Source organism: Bacillus sp. AF62, from assembly GCF_050312695.1.
Lineage (GTDB): Bacteria > Bacillota > Bacilli > Bacillales > Bacillaceae_G > Bacillus_A > Bacillus_A cereus.
In genome coordinates, this window is sequence record NZ_JBNPJZ010000056.1 from 16,108 (window position 1) to 34,532 (window position 18,425).

Sequence of the window (18,425 nt, forward strand, 5' to 3'; positions counted from 1 at the left end):
ATTTTTTATTAAATAGATAAAGGAGATAAGGCATGGGGTTAATTTATAAAGTTGCTGATCAAGATTGGGAATTTGAAAGTATACATAAATTAAATTATAAAACTTTTGTAGAAGAGATTCCGCAACATGAAGAAACGAAAGACCGGTTTCGTATAGATCGGTTTCATGAAGAAAATACATATTTAATTTGTTTAGATGAGGATAGATTAGTAGGTATGGTCGCGGTGCGGGGAAAACGACCATTCTCGTTAGATTATAAAATTTCAAATTTAGATGTTTATTTGCAAGAGCATGGAGAAAAAGTGTATGAAATTCGTTTACTTTCAGTAGAACGTGAATATAGGAATGGAAGAGCGTTGTTAGGATTAATCCGTTTTCTACATCGTTATTTGCTTCTAAATGGATATGAATTAGCACTCATTTCTGCAACAACACGTGAACTAGCTTTATATGAGCAAATGGGATTCAAAGTTTTCCATACGTTAGTTGGTACAGAAGAAGCGGCCTTCCAGCCAATGTATGTTACCCCTGCTATGTTTGAAGAATCGAGCGTTGGGGGGATTATGACGAAAGAATATACGTTTTTACCTGGTCCAGTAGATATTGAAGAGAACGTTCGAAAGGCATTTTCTACGCGGCCTATTTCGCATCGCTCTAAGTCATTTCAAGTGATGATGGACAATGTGAAAAAACGGTTACTTTACATGACAAAAGCAAAACATGTACAGCTTATGTTAGGAACAGGGACGTTAGCAAATGATGCGATCGCTTTACAGTTACGTTCTTTAAAAGGGAAAGGACTAGTATTAACAAATGGGGAATTTGGTAATAGATTAGTTGGACATGCAAAACGAGCACAGTTACATTTTGATACTTATAAAAAGGAAATGGGAGATCCATTTATTTATACCGAATTAGAAGAAATCATGACAACTGGAAATTATGAATGGCTTTGGTTTGTTCATCATGAAACATCTACTGGAATGTTAAACGATTTAAACGAGCTAAACACTCTTTGTAACGAGAATCAAATAAAACTATGTGTAGATTGCATAAGCTCAATTGGAGCAATACCATTAGACTTAAAGGATGTGTATTTTGCAAGTGGTGTTAGCGGTAAAGCGATTAAATCATATACAGGAATTTCTTTCGTTTTTCATAACCACATTGTAAAAATAAACGAGGCTGTGCCGGCCTATATGGACATTGGTATGTATGAAGAAAATGAAAGCATTCCATACTCACAATCATGGAATTTAATTTATGCATTGCAAGAAGCGTTGAAGAGATTTGAAGATGAAAAGGTATTTGTAAAAATTAAAGAGACATACGAGTATATTGAAGAAGTTATTACTGATATGGGGTTAAAGCTTGTTTCACCTAAAGAACATGCCGCGAAAATTATACTTACGATTCAATTAAGCGAAGGTCAGTCTTCTAAAACGGTAGGTGATGCGTTAGCTTTACAAGGATATATTGTCCATTATGAATCAGCGTATTTACAAAAGAATAACTGGATCCAAATTGCATGCCTGAATCATTATAAAGAACGTGATATGAAGAGGATGTTAAATTGTTTGCAAATGTGTTTATTTCAGAGTGGGGTACATATATAAAGACTTTTTCTTTTCGTATAAAGGAGCTACGACTTACGAAAACTTAGGAATAGAACATTGGAAGAGGTGTAAGTATGATAACTAGAAAACTCCCATTACATATAGACGATATTAAAAAAGCTCACAAGATTCTAGATAGAAATGCTCGTAAAACGCCATTAGTAAAATCTTTTTACTTGACTAGTAAAACGGGCGGAGAAATTCATTTGAAATTAGAAAATATGCAGTTAACGGGTTCTTTTAAATTCCGTGGCGCATTTAATAAAATGTCGCGGCTCACGGATCAAGAAAAAGAAAAAGGTGTAATTGCATGTTCAGCAGGTAATCATGCGCAAGGAGTTGCATTATCAGCGCATTTACTTGGTATTAAGAGTAAAATTGTTATGCCAATTTCTGCACCTCAGGCGAAAGTGGAAGCAACTAAAGGATATGGATCTGAAGTGATTTTACATGGTGAAACCTTTGATGATGCAAAGGCAAAATGTGAAGAAATTATAAGGGAAACAGGTGAGACATACTTACATCCATATGATGATGTAGAGGTAATGGCTGGGCAAGGTACAATTGGATTAGACATTCTGGATGATATGTGGGATGTTGATACTGTCATTGTACCAATCGGTGGAGGCGGAATTATTTCTGGTATTTCTGTAGCATTAAAATCTTTTAATCCATCCATTAATATAATTGGTGTCCAAGCAGATAATGTTCATGGAATGAAGGCATCTTACGATAAAGGAGCAATCGTAGAACATTATGAGGCGCCTACTATTGCAGATGGTTGCGCAGTTAAAATACCAGGGGAATTAACATTTGAAATTGTAAAAGAATTAGTAGATGATATTGTAACTGTATCAGAAAAAGAGCTGGAAGTAGCGATGAAAGATTTATTACAACGTGGGAAAGCTGTTGTAGAAGGTGCAGGTGCATTAGCGACTGCTGCACTGCTTGCAGGGAAAGTTGATAGCTATATAAAAGGAAAAAAAGTAGTAGCGGTTATATCTGGTGGGAACGTGGACTTACAGCGCATATCAAGTGTATGTGAGCACTTTTTTGTCGCTAATGAAGTGAAATAGTTTTATAAAAGAAGAGCTAAGAGAAATGATCTTAGCTCTTACTTTTTGTCTACCGTTTACTGTAAGTAGCAATAAGTTTGCAGAATTTGCTGTTTAATGAATTGTTTTATTTAAGCGTCTATTTTTACACATATCTTTAATGTTACAATAATTATTTCAATATTGTCGAAACATAAGCAGAAATTTAATATAATAGTTTTAATGTGCTAATGAGCGGTGAGGAGGGCAGGTCATGAATAAAGAAGAACAGGTCATGAACGGTTTCAGGGAATTATATAATAAGCTGGTTTGGCTTAATAAAGATAAGATGGAAGAAGGTCTTAAAGGTTTTAAGTCTTCTGAAGTTCACTGCATTGAATATATTGAAAACAATGCAGATTCTAACGTGACACAACTCGCAGAGGCTTTTTATGTGACTCGCGGCGCTATAAGTAGAATGACTAAGAAGCTCATACAAAAAGGCCTTATTGAAAGCTACCAAAAGTCAGAAAATAAGAAAGAAATTTATTTTAGGCTTACGGAAGAAGGGAAAGAAATTTATAAAATCCATGAAGATCTGCACAAAGAGTTTCAAGAGCGGGATAAAGCTGTATTTGAGCAAGTAACTGAAGAAGAATTCGACAGTATAATTCGTTTCGTGGAAAAGTATAGTAGACATTTGGATGCAGAAATAAAGAAACAAGGTGTACATATTAAATCGTAATACATTTTAATAATAAAGTGAAACTTTAATCAGTGGGGGTTTTCTTCATCTCCACTGATTATCAGCCCTCACCAATCGGGCTTTTACGGGCAGCCTTACTCTAATGAGAATAGGCTGCTTTTTTATCATGTTATTTTTGTTGACTAATCAACAAAACAGAGTTATCATTTTGTTGACACAGCAACAAAATGTTTTGAGGAGAGAAGTTAAATGTCTATATTTAGATCACAAAATGAAAGGAAAACTGAAAAAAACATAGATAAACATGCTTTACTATTCGGACTTATTTCTGTATTTCTTTGTGGTATAGGTTTCAGTATCATCATGCCTGTAGTTCCATTCTTAGTACAGCCATATATAAGTAATTCAGAAGAACAAGCATTAGTTGTTACACTACTAACTTCCGTATATGCGGCTTGCGTGTTTTTAGCTGCCCCAGTACTCGGAGCTTTAAGCGATAAATATGGGCGTCGTCCATTACTTTTAATATGCTTATTTGGTTCTGCAATTGGGTACTTAGTTTTTGGTATAGGAGGAGCTTTATGGGTACTATTTGCTGGACGCATAATAGAAGGAATAACAGGCGGGAGCATAAGTACTATCTTCGCATATTTTGCAGACATTATTCCAAAAGAGCAGAGAACGAAATACTTTGGATGGGTGAGTGCAGTTGTAGGTGCGGGAACTATCATTGGCCCAACCCTTGGAGGATTACTTGCTAAGTTTGGTGCTACTGTACCTTTGTATTTTGGAGCAATCATAACTTTATTAAATGTTGTATATGGGATGAAATATATGCCTGAGAGTCTTGACAAAAATAATAGGTTGAAAGAGATTACTTTTGTAAGGTTGAATCCTTTTGCACAGCTAGCAAACATACTTTCCATGAAAAATTTAAAATGGTTACTTGTCTCGGCGTTTTTACTTTGGATACCTAACGGATCTTTACAAGCAATTTTTACACAATTTACAATGGATACTTTCAGTTGGAAACCTGCATTAATCGGACTTATGTTTTCAATTTTGGGCTTTCAAGACATTGTTTCACAAAGTTTTATCATGCCAAAGCTTTTAATCAAGCTTAGTGATAAACAAATAGCAATTCTTGGGATGGTTTCGGAGATTATAGGCTACAGTTTTATTGCAGCATCAGCTTTGTTTTCGGTGTATCCACTACTTATCGTCGGAATGTTAATGTTCGGCTTTGGTGATTCAATTTTCGGGCCTTCATTCAACGGGATGCTTTCAAAGTCTGTTAGTTCTAGTGAACAAGGAAGGATTCAAGGTGGAAGCCAATCTATTCAAGCTTTAGCAAGAATGATTGGTCCTATTATTGGAGGGAAAATCTATGTATCGCTTGGTCATGCTGCACCTGCTTTTATGGGTGTGATCCTTATAGTTGCGGCAATAGCAGTTTTGTATAGGGGGACACGTGCAACTGTATAACAGATAGATATAAGAACAAATAATAGGGTGACAGAACTTAGGAATAAGTGCTGACACCCTATTTGTTTACAGTTTGAGGACTAAGAGAAATTCTTTTACTGTTTAGGAATTTATTCTGCAATGCTCTCATGGTAAATGACTAGATAGTTTAATTATGCTTGTGCTGAAGTAAATAATGACTCCATTTTCAATTTGCTCTTCTCTCGAATTTCAGCATCTGCGTGTCTCATAACGTATTTATGCGCTACAGCGATTGCTAAAACATCATCTAATAAGCCAATCCCAATAATAGCAGCTATATCTGGAATGAAATCAATTGCTAATACGTAATAAGATAAAGCGGCTAATATTATGAATTTCGCTTTAGTAGGTAATTCTTTCTTTTTCATTGTGTAGAATAAAATAATACTTTCATATACGCTGGATTTACCGAGGTTTACAGAGCTTTTTTTGAACTTTTTCCAAAGTGTCTGTTTCTCCATATAAACACTCCTTTTACAAAAACATAGATTTTTTAAAAGGATGGACAAAGAAGTGAGAGATTAATCAATTTTATTGTTTTTCTTAATTATATATTTCCATAAAAATAGGGGAATACCTGTTCAAAATAATATAATTTGGATTATGCAACGATTCACAGTGTTCCGTTACATAGTATATATATTGTAAGATGTATGTGGGTGATTTAGTTATTATTATGCATTTTATAAGCGGTATGGGGGAAGGAAAATGAAAATAATAGAACTACCAATTGAATTCGAATTTAATGGGCAAAAACAATGTATTTATCCAAGTTTAATTATAGTACATAATGAATTAACGTTAGTCGATACAGGATATCCAAGCTTTTTACCTTTAATTGAAAATGCAATGTTAAAACATGGATATGAGATGAAAAACTTAAAGAATATAATTATTACCCATTATGATGATGATCATCTAGGGGCTTTATATGATTTCAAATTGAAATATCCTCAAATTAATATTATTGCTAGTGAAATTGAATCTAACTATATTAGTGGTGATATAAAATCAGAGAGGTTAGTTCAAGCTGAAGAAATGTTAGAACGTATGCCAAATGAAGAAAAAGAATTTGGCAAATGGTTTATACAACAGTTAAAAAATATAAAACATATTTCCGTCGATGAAAAAGTACATGATGGTCAAATGATTTTGAATAATGAATGTCAAATAGTAGCGACGCCAGGACATACTTCGGGGCATATTTCATTATATTTTCCGAATTTAGACTGTGTAATTACAGGAGACGCAGCGGTTCAAGAGAATCGAGAGTTAGTTATAGCTAATCCGAATTTTTGTTTAGATATAGAAAAAGCAAAAGAGTCATTAAATAAGATTAAAAGTCTTAAAGCAGCACAGTATTATTGCTATCATGGAGGAAAGCTTACTGTATAAACTAATGAAAACCGGTCTTTCCTAAATCGAAAAGATCGGTTTTTTAGTTCATATATTTTGCGATTTCAACCAAATCAGTAACATTATATTTCGGTAAAATTGAAATATATATGCAAAGAAGAATATATATAATTTGAGCAAGGGTATAGGGGGAAAAGATGGGTTCGTGATTTGATGTAATAGCAAATGTTATTTTATTTTATCCTCGAAATGACATGAAATTGAAACACCATATCGCAAAATTAAGTGAATTTGAGTGGTTTCGAAGGCTACACGAAGATACAAAGTATACAAGATTAATTTGGAGTAATAGAAAAATTAAAAAGTTCATTCTATCTTCTACTAATATGCAAGCATTAATAAAATCTGAGAAAAAACAAAAAGAATTTGTCCATCTAGTACAGGATGAATATAAAAAAAGAAGATAAGAATTTTTTTATTTTTCATATTTAGCGAAACAAATGGTACAATGAAAGCTAATGTGAAAAATAAGGAAAAGAAGTGGTCTATTTGAAAAACTTTTTAGAATTAGGAATTAGTGAAACTTTTAATCATACATTACGTGAAAATGGAATTACAGAAGCAACACCAATTCAAGAGAAGGCAATTCCAGTTATTATGTCAGGTAAAGATATTATTGGGCAGGCGAAAACAGGAACGGGTAAAACGTTAGCATTCGTGTTACCGATTTTAGAAAAAATCGATCCAGAGTGTAGTGATGTTCAGGCTTTAATCGTTGCGCCAACAAGGGAACTAGCCCTACAAATTACAACTGAAATTAAAAAAATGCTTGTTCAAAGAGAAGATATTAATGTACTAGCGATATATGGCGGGCAAGATGTCGCACAACAGTTGAGAAAATTAAAAGGTAATACACATATTGTTGTAGCGACACCGGGACGATTATTAGATCATATACGCCGTGAAACAATTGATTTAAGTAATCTTTCAACGATTGTATTAGATGAAGCGGATCAAATGCTTTATTTTGGTTTCTTATATGATATTGAAGATATTTTAGATGAGACACCTGGTAGTAAACAAACGATGTTATTCTCAGCAACGATGCCAAAAGATATTAAAAAATTAGCGAAGCGTTATATGGATGAGCCGCAAATGATTCAAGTACAAAGTGAAGAAGTAACGGTAGATACAATTGAACAGCGTGTCATTGAGACGACAGATCGTGCAAAGCCAGATGCACTTCGTTTTGTTATGGATCGTGATCAGCCGTTTTTAGCAGTTATTTTCTGTCGTACAAAGGTTAGAGCAAGTAAGCTTTATGATAATTTAAAAGGACTAGGTTATAATTGTGCTGAACTTCATGGTGATATACCTCAAGCGAAACGTGAAAGAGTTATGAAGAGTTTCCGCGAAGCTAAAATTCAGTACTTAATTGCAACGGATGTAGCAGCTCGTGGACTTGATGTAGATGGTGTAACGCACGTATTTAATTTTGATATCCCTGAAGATGTAGAAAGTTACATTCACCGCATTGGCCGAACAGGACGTGCAGGTGGATCAGGTCTTGCAATTACGTTCGTTGCAGCGAAAGATGAAAAACATTTAGAAGAAATTGAAAAAACGCTTGGTGCACCAATACAAAGAGAAATAATCGAACAACCGAAGATAAAACGTGTAGATGAAAATGGAAAACCGGTACCAAAGCCGGCTCCAAAGAAATCAGGTCAAAATCGTCAAAGAGATAGCCGCGAAGGTTCAAGAAGTGAATCAAGACGTGATTCGAGAAATAGCTCGAGAAGTGATTCAAGAAATAGTTCGAGAAATAGTTCTAGAAATGAAAATAACCGATCATTTAATAAGCCAAGTAATAAAAAAGGTAGTACAAAGCAAGGTCAGCAAAGACGTGGCCGTTAAATAGTTATAATTGTAAAAGAGTCGCAAAATATTGTGGCTCTTTTTTTGTTTGTATACAACAAGGATGATGGCAAGAAAAAACAAAAATTTCATTCACCGCATTTGAAATTTATAAAGGAAATTTTATAGTCCAAAACCAGTAGAGCAAGGGTATTACTACCATGTCGCAATTCAAGAACAAGTGCAACTTATGCATGAAAAATATTTAAGCAGAAAAATCGAGAGAAAGCAATTTGTAACATATTCAAACGGTATGGGAATGTTATGCAGTAGCAAAAGAGAACGGAACTTATTATGTCTATTATTTCGGCAGAACACTTTGGTTGAAAGAAAAGGTATTAAAGTGAGCGAGTATTTTCATTACACGTTCCGCAATTATCGAAAGGGGACAAGAGAAGTTTATGAAGAATTTAACTCGTATTGGGGTACGATCGTTGGAAACTGGAAAAATAATTTGTTCTTTTTGTTCGATGGGGAACTCAAGAGGCACAACTGCCATCTTTATTAGTAAATTGCTTACTATGATGATGAAGGTAATGAAGAATGAAGTTACCAGAAGGGACAGCATGCGAAATAAGAAAAAAGGACTAGCAGTCGTACCTGCCGTCCTTTAATAGGAGAAAAAGTAATCTTGTTTAGAACTACGCATAAACAGAAAATCTGCTTGTAATTAGTTTTACCCTAAATATACGTGTCTATACAAAAAAGGGATAAGTAAAAAATACTTATCCCCGGAAGGGAAATCCCAAGCACCAAAATGGCTCGTATTGGTCTGCAGGTTCAAAAGTAGTATATGTAAAACGAAAAATCTCATACAAAAAGCAGACAACGATTTTGGTTGTCTGCCAGTGAGTTCAATGAGTTAGCTAATTGTGATAATTTGCATCCCCATTGCGAGAAGAGTGAAGCTGCTAGTTCAAACAGCTTGTTGGTATTATTTTCGATTTCTTAAAAAATATACAGAGAAAGCAGATAAGTGAAGAACCTACCTGCTTTTGCAGTAACAAAAGAAAGAGGTATTAGCCGTGGAAACGGCGGCTTGAAAATAGTATGTATTTTTGTTTGAAAAATATTCAAGAGGTGAAGAAACATGGAATGTTTAAAAGGTGTTTGTGAAATTAATCAGCTAATTAGTAAAACAAAATAGTTATTTGGGAGAAAGGGAAAATGAATATGAGATGAATTGAAGCTGTTGAAGAATTATTTGAAGTGATGAAAGAATACTTTTGGAAGGGAACATCTTTAAAGGGTGAAGCTAATGATTTTAATATTGTATCTTGGCTAATTGAAGAAGCGATCCGTAAAACAAAATAAAGATTTCATTTTGTAGCAATGGGGAATAGATATGTGTACTTATTGGGGGAAAGTAGATAGGGCAAGAACCGGAACAAAATAAAAGAGCGGCTAGCAAAAGCTAACTGCTCAATACAAGGAGATACAGAGAAGACTACTTTAAATGAATGTTGGCATACAGCCTACATACAGTATTGACCGAATATTTATTTTAAATTCAATTTATTTAAAGTAAACATCCCAACAGATAAAATGGTTGCGCCTGCTACAGAACCTAGCCAGTCTCTCCAGCCTAATGTATTTAAAGATGCATCTGTTAAATCCGTAATTAAGAAGATAGCAAACATTAATACACCAAATGCTAAGCATCCCCAAAATGTTTGCAAATATTTAATCATTTTCTTTCGGAACTTGCTCATATAAATCACCCTTATTAATAATTTATATTTTTATAAATAAATTATCGCATGTGCGAAAATTAAAAGTGCGAAATATGCAATATTACATATTGGAACTCAACAAAATACTCCATTGATAAATACATAGATTGAACCGAGGGGGAACCGTATCGTATGAATCAATTGTCATTTTTTGAAGTCATCGATGTAAAGGAGATGCGCTGACTTGTGGTGAAGGAGCTGAAAAACTACAAAGTGTTGTGCGTCTGGATGAAGAATCGAGAAAAATAGGATCAAGCGGAGGGCATCGTTCTTTTCCTAAAATGAAAGGTGACGATAAAAAACATGAGATACGTTTTAAACAAATTGAGCGGACATTAAAAAATAAAAATTTATAAAGGAAATAGAAAGTAGGATGTTGTATATACAATAATAGGAAACTTTTTACTAACTAAACATATAATTTTAATAGACCGACAGTCGGTCTATTAGGGAGGAGAACTTGAATGCGAATTGTAAAGGAGTATGAGGAGCGTAGAAAGGAAATTTTAGAAACAGCTGAGCGTTTGTTTCTTACGAAAGGTTATACGAAAACAACCGTGAATGACATTTTAAAAGAAATTGGTATAGCAAAGGGGACGTTTTATCATTATTTTAAGTCGAAGGAGGAAGTAATGGATGAAATCATTATGAGGATTATTAAAGAGGATGTCACTAAGGCGAAAAGGATTGTCTCCAATCCCGATATTCCAGTTTTAGATAAGTTATTTAAAATTTTAATGGAACAATCACCAAAATCAGGAGATGTAAAAGAAAAAATGATTGAACAATTCCATCAACCAAATAATGCAGAAATGCATCAGAAAAGTTTAGTGCAATCCATTATACATTTATCCCCTGTATTAACGGAAGTTTTAGAGCAAGGAATAGAAGAAGGTATATTTTCTACTCCATACCCACAAGAAACAATTGAATTATTACTCTCTTCAGCACAAGTCATATTTGATGATGGTTTATTCCAGTGGAAACCGGAAGAAATGATAAACAGAGCTAAAGCTTATATCAAAATGATGGAAGCATCTGTCGGAGCGAAAGAGGGATATTTTGATTATATGATGGAAGTTTTAATTAAACAGAAATAGTGATTTTCTGTTTGAGTATTATCGACCGGCAGTCGGTCTAGCTAAATGAAGGATGTGATGAGTATGCCAGCAAGTATTCAATCTTCCTTGAAAGATTTTCACTTAATGGTAAGTGGTCAAATTATTACTATTTTAGGTTCAACACTATTACGTTTTGCACTGTCTTTATATGCGCTAGATATCACAGGACGTGCCGATATATTTGCAGGGTTATATGCCGTAACGAGTATCCCGTTTTTGTTAGCTCCTCTTGGCGGAGCGATAGCAGATCGTTCCAACCGCCGTAATGTAATAGTCATTTTGGATTTTATAAACGCTGCTATTGTATTAAGTTTTATAGTTTTGTTATTAACTGAATCGGTATCTATTTTATTGATTGGAACAATTATGTTTTTACTAGCAGTCATTAGTGCAATGTACGCACCAGTTGTAATGGCGAGTATTCCGCAATTAGTTCCAGAGAAAAAGTTAGAACAAGCAAACGGTATCATAAATGGTGTGCAAGCATTATCTAATATAGTTGCTCCTGTATTAGGAGGAATATTATACGGCATAATTGGTTTGAAAATGCTCGTAATAACAAGTTGTCTTGCTTTCTTTTTATCTGCGATTTTAGAAATGTTTATTACAATACCATTTATAAAAAGAATACAGGAAGGCCATATCGTACCTACAATTGTAAAAGATATGAAAGAAGGTTTTCTTTATGTTTTAAAGCAACCTTTTATTTTGAAGGCTATGTTACTAGCCGCTTTATTAAACTTAATTTTGACACCGTTATTTGTTGTTGGAGGACCTATTATGTTACGAGTAACTATGCAGAGTAGCGATACGATGTATGGAATTGGAATGGGATTAATTGATTTTGCAACTATATTAGGTGCATTGTCAATCGGTTTCTTTGCTAAAAAGTTACAGATGAAAACATTATATAATTGGATGCTTATCATAGCTTTATTAGTAATGCCAGTGGCACTATCAGTTACACCGTTTATTCTTAATTTAGGATACTATCCACCATTTATCCTCTTTATACTTTCTTCTCTTCTAATCGCAATGATTATGACAATTGTATCCATCTATGTGATTACTGTAGTCCAAAAGAAAACACCAAATGAAAATCTAGGAAAAGTGATGGCATTTATAACAGCGGTATCTCAATGTATGGCACCAATTGGGCAAGTCGTATATGGTTTTATGTTTGAAGGATTCAGTACGAAAATTTATTTACCTATATTTGCTATTAGTTTCATTATGATAATAATAGCGGTGGTGACGAAGAAAATATTAAGAAATGAAGGGAACTAGCTTCATATGCTTAGAGTATTAGCGAAACCCAACCCTAATCAATTCTTCATCATTTATTTCAATTACGAATCTATATTCTTTGTCTAATAGCCAGTAATAAAAACTGACTGCATCAACGTCAACTAGTGATTGGAATACTTTATCAAGATTTGTACTTACTACAGGGATTTCATAGTTATCCCATATTATAAAAATCTGTTCATCAAAATCTAGTTTGTTTGCTCTAATAAGGGAAATTATTTGTTCTTTGTTCGAAGCTATGAATTGATTATCTATCTGTTCCCAATCTATTCTTCCCGATACAGTTATAGGAAATGAATTCATTAAAATAGTAGCAATCTGCTGGCTTTTTTCTTGGGAGAAAATGAGAGTTTCGTTTCCTAGGGATTCAAGGCATTCACTAAACAAAGGGTTTATGTCATTGTTGTTTTTGGTTTTCAGTGCTCTTAACTTTTGTTGCAATCTCCATTGTCTTGACGATCTATCATCCATTTTTAACATTCCTTATACAATTATTTAAGAATGAGTATAGCATATAAGGGAAGTCTTTATGAAAAGGAACTTTTTAAATATAAATTAAACAAAAGCGTTATTTGAAAAAAGGGCCTTTTAAGGAAAGATAAGAGGCCATCAAAAAATATAACAACATGAGAATTTTATATTATGTATATACAATTTAAAGAGTTAGTGGAAATAATAAAATGTATAAAATTCTTATAAAAAAGCCCTAGGATTAGGGGATCTGGGGCTTCCTCTGTTGGTATATCTCACACGACATTATAAAAAGAAAACAACTTAATGAAGATAACACATGAATGTTTCGTAAATGTATCAAAAAAGTGAACAAAAACGTTATTTTATTAGAAAAGTATGATTGTATGAAAGAAGAGGCGTTAGCAAAAATATACCTTAACGAAATCGGCTTTATTTTTCAGCAAAGTATTCTTCTTAAGTGACTCATGTTGTAAAGGTAGCAGCGAAAACAGAAAGAGTTCTTTTTTTTGCAGACTGAGAAATTGTTAGTGAAATATGGATGGGGAAATATGAACATGATTATTTGAAAGTACGGGAAGAGAAATTGCTAAAATGGCAAGATGTACTTGGATTTTAAAGGGAAAAAACTCCTATTGAATGTAGGAGTTTTTTCTTTGTTTGAAAGTTCAAAAAGATATATAATAATTTTCTGACTATTAAAATGTGGAGGGTAAAAATGAAAACTGAAACGTTACAAACACAAGAAGATATTTTAAAAATGCTTGATTCATTATTAAGACCTGCTGAACCATTTTGGAATGAGTTTTATGAGAATAGAGAAAAGGATGTTCCGTTTTTTGAAAATGTTCCAGATGAGAATCTAGTTTCTTATATACAAAAAGAGAGAGTTTTAAAAGGGAAAATATTAGAACTTGGATGTGGTCCGGGTAGAAATGCAATTTATCTAGCGAATGAAGGATTTGATGTAACAGCAGTGGATTTATCTGTAGAAGGCATTAACTGGGCAAAAGAGAGGGCATTGGCAAAAGGGGTAGAAATTCATTTTATTTGTGATTCAATTTTTAATTTAGAGGTTCAAAACGAATTTGATTTTGTATATGATTCGGGCTGTTTGCATCACATTCCACCGCATAGAAGAATAAATTATGTGGATTTAATTAAAAACTCATTAAAATCGGGTGGTTATTTCGGATTAACATGTTTTGCAGCAGGCGATTTAGATGAGCGAAATGGATCAGAAATAACAGATTGGGACGTATATAGAGAATGGAGTCTACAAGGTGGTCTTGCATACTCGGAAGAAAAGTTAAGAGAGATATTTAAAGAATTTGAGGTAATTGAGATTAGAAGGATGAAACAAATGAAACAACCGAATGAAATGTTTGGAGAATCATTTCTTTGGACAGCATTATTTAAGAAGAAATAATAAAGTAGATAATTGACAAACTCATCGTTTTTATAGACAATATATTCATAGGAATATACGTTCGGTTTTTGAGTGACGTATGTTTTACATAAATACATAACAAGGGGCTGTCTCCATATGAGTAACACAAATCAAAAAATTACTACGTTTTTAATGTTTGAAGGCAAAGCTGAGGAAGCAATGAATTTTTATACGTCGCTATTTGATCAATCAGAAATTGTAAGTATTTCTCGCTACGATGAAAATGGACCTGGTAAAGAGGGAACTGTAATTCATGCAAATTTTACGCTAAATGGCCAAGAGTTAATGTGTATTGATAGTTATGTAAATCATAATTTTACATTCACTCCAGCTATGTCTCTTTATGTAACTTGTGAGACAGAAGAAGAAATTGAAACGGTCTTTCATAAACTAGCGCAGGATGGAGCAATTCTCATGCCTTTAGGTTCTTATCCGTTTAGTAAAAAGTTTGGCTGGTTAAATGATAAGTATGGTGTATCTTGGCAGTTAACTCTTGCTGAATAAAAAAGAAAAAGCATAGCTTATTTGTTTAATGGATTTAGTTAAAAGCTTGAAAAATTAAATAACATAAAAAAGCGTTCCAACTGTCAACAGATTTGGAATGCTTTTTTTGTGGAAATGAGTTGTTTAAAACTTACCAATTCTACGATTATTTTAAATGAATGGAATGGATGTGTATTTTTGTGTCTTTTTAGAATTTTTAGTGTTTATCTGTTAATATAAATATAGACAACTATGTATGAACTATCAGGCGGGTTAATAGAAAAAGGAAAGCATAAATAGTTAATAAGTTTACACTTAAAATGCAACTAGATCGTTAGGAGGACTAATCGCAATGGATATTACACAACAAAACAGTAATGCATGGGATAAGAAGGTTGAAGAAGGTTCTAGATACACGCAGCCTGTAAGTAGCGAGATTATTGAGAAAAGCAAATCAGGTGAATGGGAGATTACAGTCACTACGGAAAAGTCAGTTCCTAGAGAGTGGTTTCCAAAGTCATTAGATGGATTAAAGATACTTTGCTTAGCGTCAGGTGGTGGACAACAAGCACCTGTTCTAGCTGCTGCTGGAGCAGATGTAACAGTTACTGATATATCTAAGAAGCAATTGGAACAAGATGAAAAGGTAGCAAAACGGGATGGTTTGACTTTAAAAACCGTACAAGGAGATATGTCAGACCTTGGTGATTTTGAGGATGAATATTTTGATATTGTTATAAATCCTATTTCTAATTTGTTTGTAAAAGATGTTCATCTTGTATGGAATGAAGTTTCTAGGGTTTTAAAGAATAAAGGTATTCTTATTGCTGGATTTACAAATCCGTTACTATGGATCTTTGATGATAACCAAGAACAAAAAGGTATTCTTGATGTTAAACATTCAATTCCTTCATCAACATTGGATTATTTACCAGAGGATGAAGTTCAAGATTACATCGATTCAAATCAAACAATAGAATATGCGCATACTTTAGAAGACCAAATCCAAGGCCAAATTGAAGCTGGTTTTGCTATAACAGGTTTTTATGAGGATGATTTTGGTGGGACAAGGATATTAGATAAGCATATTAAAACATTTATTGCGACAAAAGCTATAAAGTTAAAGATGGATTAAGAATTTTTGCTTGTCATACGGGGCGTTAGTCGAAGAATGCTCTTAAAATAGAAAAGGATGGTGCTTTCCATCCTTTTCCTTATGTATTTTGAGTGTCGAAACTATTCTCAAAACAAGTTTTACACTACCAATTGTATAATTAGGTTATGCTTTTATATTAAGAATTTTGCTGACCAAATCTTTTCCCGAGTTTAGCTAACAATTCAGGTTGATCGCTTTGGCTCATTATAACTTCAATAAAGATAAGTTGATTCTTATTAAAAGTTATATTTGTTAAGACTTCTGCTAATTCTGCTTCATTCTCTACTTTAAATGTTAGACTTTTTTCTTCTGATCCAAATACCATTGATAGTTTATTGTAATCCCACATTTGTATATCATTATAAGGTTGGTTTTGGCCGTGAATGGCACGTTCAACAGTGTATCCGTTGTTATTGATTAAAAATATAATCGGTTTTAAATTTTGATCTAGTATAGTTGATAACTCTTGGGCAGTTACTTGGAAAGAACCATCACCAATAATTAAAATGTTGCGCCGTGATAAATTGGCGAGCTGTGTACCAAGTAGAGCGGGCAGTGTATATCCGATAGATCCCCATAACGGTTGTCCTACATATGCAGTGTTATTAGGTAGAGGGATAGCAGCACTACCAAAGAAAGGTGTTCCTTGTTCTACAATTAAGATGTCGTTTTCTTGTAAGAAATGGTACATTTGCTGCCAAAAACGTTTTTGTGTGACCATTTGTGCTTTTGGAATGAACTCTTCAGTAAAAGGTGATGATTCTAAAATAAATGGCTTAACGTCAAGGGTATCTTTATTACGATGCTCAATTGAATCACTTAAATGTTGTAAAACATCCTGCATTACAACTGGACCGTATTTTTTATCTATAATTTTCACAGTGTAGGGATGGATTTCTATAACTTGTTCTTTTGTAAAACCTTGTGTGAAGCCGCCTGTAATAGTATCAGTTAACTTCACACCAATACTAAAAATACAATCAGATTCATCAATTCTTTTTCTCAAGTACGGAGAACTTACATCACCAGTATAAATCCCTATAAATTGAGGGTGTTTTTCTGGGAATATTCCTTTTCCCATACTTAACGTCGCGATGGGAAACCCAGTTTTTTCTACAAATTGATGTAAATTTTCTTTAGCGTGAAATCGATCTACTTCAAAATCAGCTAAAATTACAGGTTTTTTGGCGTTATTTATTATTGAAGTGGCATGTAGTGGCATTTTATCCAACGCTTCTTTATTACTTAAAATCGGTTTATATAAAATTGGTTCTGTAGGTTTATTAATTGGTTTATTATATACATCAATCGGCAAATTAATATGAACCGGGCGTTTTTCATTCCAACATGCACGTAAAACACGGTCAATTTCCTCAGCAGCATGCTCAGGTTTTACATTTGTTTGTGCCACAGTGATTTCTCGATACATATTGGAAAAGTGATCGAACTTTCCATCTCCTAACGTATGATGGACGATTGCTCCATTTTCCATTACTTTAGTTGGTGGCGTACCCGTGATTTTTATAACTGGCACGTTTTCCGCATATGAGCCAGCAATACCGTTAATAGCGCTTAATTCTCCAACTCCGAAAGTAGTAATAAGAGCAGCGATTCCTTTTATGCGAGCGTACCCATCTGCTGCATATGCAGCATTTAATTCGTTACAATTGCCAATCCACTTTAAATTTTCATGTGCTACCACATCATCTAAAAAGGCAAGATTATAATCACCAGGAACCCCAAATATATGTTCAATTCCTAATTCATGTAGTCTATCCAATAAATATGTACTTACAGTATATTGTTTTTTCAAATGAATCATCTCCTAATTATGCAATGAATGTTTCAATAGACTAAATAAGTTCTAATGCGTTGATTAAAATATTCATTACTAGATTGTGGTATAATTTACATACAGGGGGAAAGTAGATGACACAACATAAAGAAGAACAGATGAATGAGGCATTAGCATTATTTTATTTTGCATATAAAACATTTACTGAAAAGCCAGATGAAATTATAAAAGAATATGGCATTCAACGAGTACATCATCGAATTTTATTTTTTATCGCACGTTTTCCAGGGATAAGTGTAAATGAGTTATTATCACTATTAGAAATAAGTAAACAAGCTCTCCACGGACCGCTACGTCAACTTGTGGAAAAGGGCTTAATTGAGAGTAATGAAGCTATGCATGATCGACGTGTGAAACAGTTGTCTTTAACAGAAAAAGGTACAGATTTAGAGAAAAAACTGAGTGATGTACAAAGACAACAAATGGGTGCTATTTTTTCAAAATTTGGTGAATCATGTGAGGACAATTGGCACCAAGTTATGAATGAAATGGCAAATAGCCGATCAGGTTTTGATGCTTGGATAACGAAACGTGAACTACCAGTCGATCAAAAATAATGAAAAAACTTCTGTTTTTATCGTTTGAAAAAGAACAAATTTTATCCATACATTTGGCAACTATGATTTGGTCATAGAGTGAATGGATAAAAAGATACATTACTAGATACTTTATACGTGTACGCAATGGAACAATAAAATTCACATTTCCGAAAG

17 protein-coding genes and 1 pseudogene are annotated in these 18,425 nt (G+C 33.6%); 14 read left to right on the forward strand and 4 right to left on the reverse strand.

What is annotated here, in order from left to right:
* Nucleotides 1–32 precede the first annotated feature (32 nt).
* The 4 genes from ACQRBL_RS11685 to ACQRBL_RS11700 all read left to right on the forward strand — a co-directional run bounded on the left by ACQRBL_RS11685 (nucleotide 33) and on the right by ACQRBL_RS11700 (nucleotide 4,841).
* Nucleotides 33–1,616, forward strand: a complete 1,584-nt coding sequence (locus ACQRBL_RS11685) for an aminotransferase class V-fold PLP-dependent enzyme (RefSeq protein WP_000523043.1) — start codon at nucleotides 33–35, stop codon at nucleotides 1,614–1,616.
* 74 nt (nucleotides 1,617–1,690) lie between these two features.
* The gene (gene tdcB, locus ACQRBL_RS11690) at nucleotides 1,691–2,692 is read left to right on the forward strand and encodes a bifunctional threonine ammonia-lyase/L-serine ammonia-lyase TdcB (protein WP_000632953.1); all 1,002 of its coding nucleotides are present in this window, start codon (nucleotides 1,691–1,693) and stop codon (nucleotides 2,690–2,692) included.
* Between the two features lie 232 nt (nucleotides 2,693–2,924).
* On the forward strand, nucleotides 2,925–3,395 hold the full coding sequence (locus tag ACQRBL_RS11695; protein ID WP_001030896.1) for a MarR family transcriptional regulator: 471 nt from the start codon (nucleotides 2,925–2,927) through the stop codon (nucleotides 3,393–3,395).
* A 210-nt stretch (nucleotides 3,396–3,605) separates the two neighbouring features.
* Nucleotides 3,606–4,841 carry an MFS transporter gene (locus ACQRBL_RS11700; RefSeq protein ID WP_411996060.1) on the forward strand — a complete coding sequence of 412 codons (1,236 nt, stop codon included), beginning with the start codon at nucleotides 3,606–3,608 and terminating at the stop codon, nucleotides 4,839–4,841.
* Nucleotides 4,842–4,993: 152 nt separating this feature from the next.
* On the opposite strand, the gene ACQRBL_RS11705 is transcribed toward ACQRBL_RS11700, so the two are convergent.
* A complete protein-coding gene (locus tag ACQRBL_RS11705; protein ID WP_000415083.1) occupies nucleotides 4,994–5,323 on the reverse strand; it encodes a YkvA family protein in 330 nt (109 codons plus the stop codon).
* A 247-nt stretch (nucleotides 5,324–5,570) separates the two neighbouring features.
* Between ACQRBL_RS11705 and ACQRBL_RS11710 the strand changes: the two genes are divergently transcribed.
* The 3 genes from ACQRBL_RS11710 to ACQRBL_RS11720 all read left to right on the forward strand — a co-directional run bounded on the left by ACQRBL_RS11710 (nucleotide 5,571) and on the right by ACQRBL_RS11720 (nucleotide 8,135).
* Nucleotides 5,571–6,257: an MBL fold metallo-hydrolase gene (locus ACQRBL_RS11710; protein ID WP_000691167.1), complete on the forward strand. Its 687-nt coding sequence runs from the start codon at nucleotides 5,571–5,573 to the stop codon at nucleotides 6,255–6,257.
* 215 nt (nucleotides 6,258–6,472) lie between these two features.
* A complete protein-coding gene (locus tag ACQRBL_RS11715) occupies nucleotides 6,473–6,685 on the forward strand; it encodes a hypothetical protein (protein ID WP_003270560.1) in 213 nt (70 codons plus the stop codon).
* A gap of 73 nt (nucleotides 6,686–6,758) precedes the next feature.
* Nucleotides 6,759–8,135: a DEAD/DEAH box helicase gene (locus ACQRBL_RS11720; protein ID WP_003270559.1), complete on the forward strand. Its 1,377-nt coding sequence runs from the start codon at nucleotides 6,759–6,761 to the stop codon at nucleotides 8,133–8,135.
* Nucleotides 8,136–9,634: 1,499 nt separating this feature from the next.
* Here ACQRBL_RS11720 and ACQRBL_RS11725 read toward each other — a convergent pair.
* Nucleotides 9,635–9,847 carry a hypothetical protein gene (locus ACQRBL_RS11725; RefSeq protein ID WP_000033159.1) on the reverse strand — a complete coding sequence of 71 codons (213 nt, stop codon included), beginning with the start codon at nucleotides 9,845–9,847 and terminating at the stop codon, nucleotides 9,635–9,637.
* Nucleotides 9,848–10,332: 485 nt separating this feature from the next.
* Between ACQRBL_RS11725 and ACQRBL_RS11730 the strand changes: the two genes are divergently transcribed.
* Together ACQRBL_RS11730 and ACQRBL_RS11735 are read left to right on the forward strand one after the other, a co-directional pair.
* Nucleotides 10,333–10,968: a TetR/AcrR family transcriptional regulator gene (locus ACQRBL_RS11730; RefSeq protein ID WP_023521933.1), complete on the forward strand. Its 636-nt coding sequence runs from the start codon at nucleotides 10,333–10,335 to the stop codon at nucleotides 10,966–10,968.
* Between the two features lie 63 nt (nucleotides 10,969–11,031).
* A complete protein-coding gene (locus ACQRBL_RS11735; protein ID WP_001111709.1) occupies nucleotides 11,032–12,276 on the forward strand; it encodes an MFS transporter in 1,245 nt (414 codons plus the stop codon).
* Between the two features lie 18 nt (nucleotides 12,277–12,294).
* Here the strand turns inward: ACQRBL_RS11735 and ACQRBL_RS11740 are convergent, their stop codons facing one another.
* A complete protein-coding gene (locus tag ACQRBL_RS11740; RefSeq protein ID WP_023521934.1) occupies nucleotides 12,295–12,768 on the reverse strand; it encodes a hypothetical protein in 474 nt (157 codons plus the stop codon).
* Nucleotides 12,769–13,228: 460 nt separating this feature from the next.
* On the opposite strand from ACQRBL_RS11740, the pseudogene ACQRBL_RS11745 reads away from it, so the two are divergent.
* From ACQRBL_RS11745 to ACQRBL_RS11760, 4 genes and pseudogenes are all read left to right on the forward strand, one after another.
* Nucleotides 13,229–13,387, forward strand: a pseudogene (locus ACQRBL_RS11745) (ABC transporter ATP-binding protein); the annotation flags it as partial.
* 99 nt (nucleotides 13,388–13,486) lie between these two features.
* The gene (locus tag ACQRBL_RS11750) at nucleotides 13,487–14,197 is read left to right on the forward strand and encodes a class I SAM-dependent methyltransferase (protein ID WP_000846304.1); all 711 of its coding nucleotides are present in this window, start codon (nucleotides 13,487–13,489) and stop codon (nucleotides 14,195–14,197) included.
* 117 nt (nucleotides 14,198–14,314) lie between these two features.
* The gene (locus tag ACQRBL_RS11755; RefSeq protein ID WP_097920099.1) at nucleotides 14,315–14,722 is read left to right on the forward strand and encodes a VOC family protein; all 408 of its coding nucleotides are present in this window, start codon (nucleotides 14,315–14,317) and stop codon (nucleotides 14,720–14,722) included.
* 331 nt (nucleotides 14,723–15,053) lie between these two features.
* Nucleotides 15,054–15,836: a class I SAM-dependent methyltransferase gene (locus ACQRBL_RS11760; RefSeq protein ID WP_000355672.1), complete on the forward strand. Its 783-nt coding sequence runs from the start codon at nucleotides 15,054–15,056 to the stop codon at nucleotides 15,834–15,836.
* Between the two features lie 157 nt (nucleotides 15,837–15,993).
* Here the strand turns inward: ACQRBL_RS11760 and ACQRBL_RS11765 are convergent, their stop codons facing one another.
* Nucleotides 15,994–17,679 (reverse strand): alpha-keto acid decarboxylase family protein, encoded by a 1,686-nt coding sequence (locus tag ACQRBL_RS11765; protein WP_411996062.1) that lies wholly within the window; start codon nucleotides 17,677–17,679, stop codon nucleotides 15,994–15,996.
* A gap of 107 nt (nucleotides 17,680–17,786) precedes the next feature.
* On the opposite strand from ACQRBL_RS11765, the gene ACQRBL_RS11770 reads away from it, so the two are divergent.
* Entirely contained in the window at nucleotides 17,787–18,269 is a 483-nt protein-coding gene (locus tag ACQRBL_RS11770) for a MarR family winged helix-turn-helix transcriptional regulator (RefSeq protein ID WP_000191889.1), read from the forward strand.
* Nucleotides 18,270–18,425: the final 156 nt, after the last annotated feature.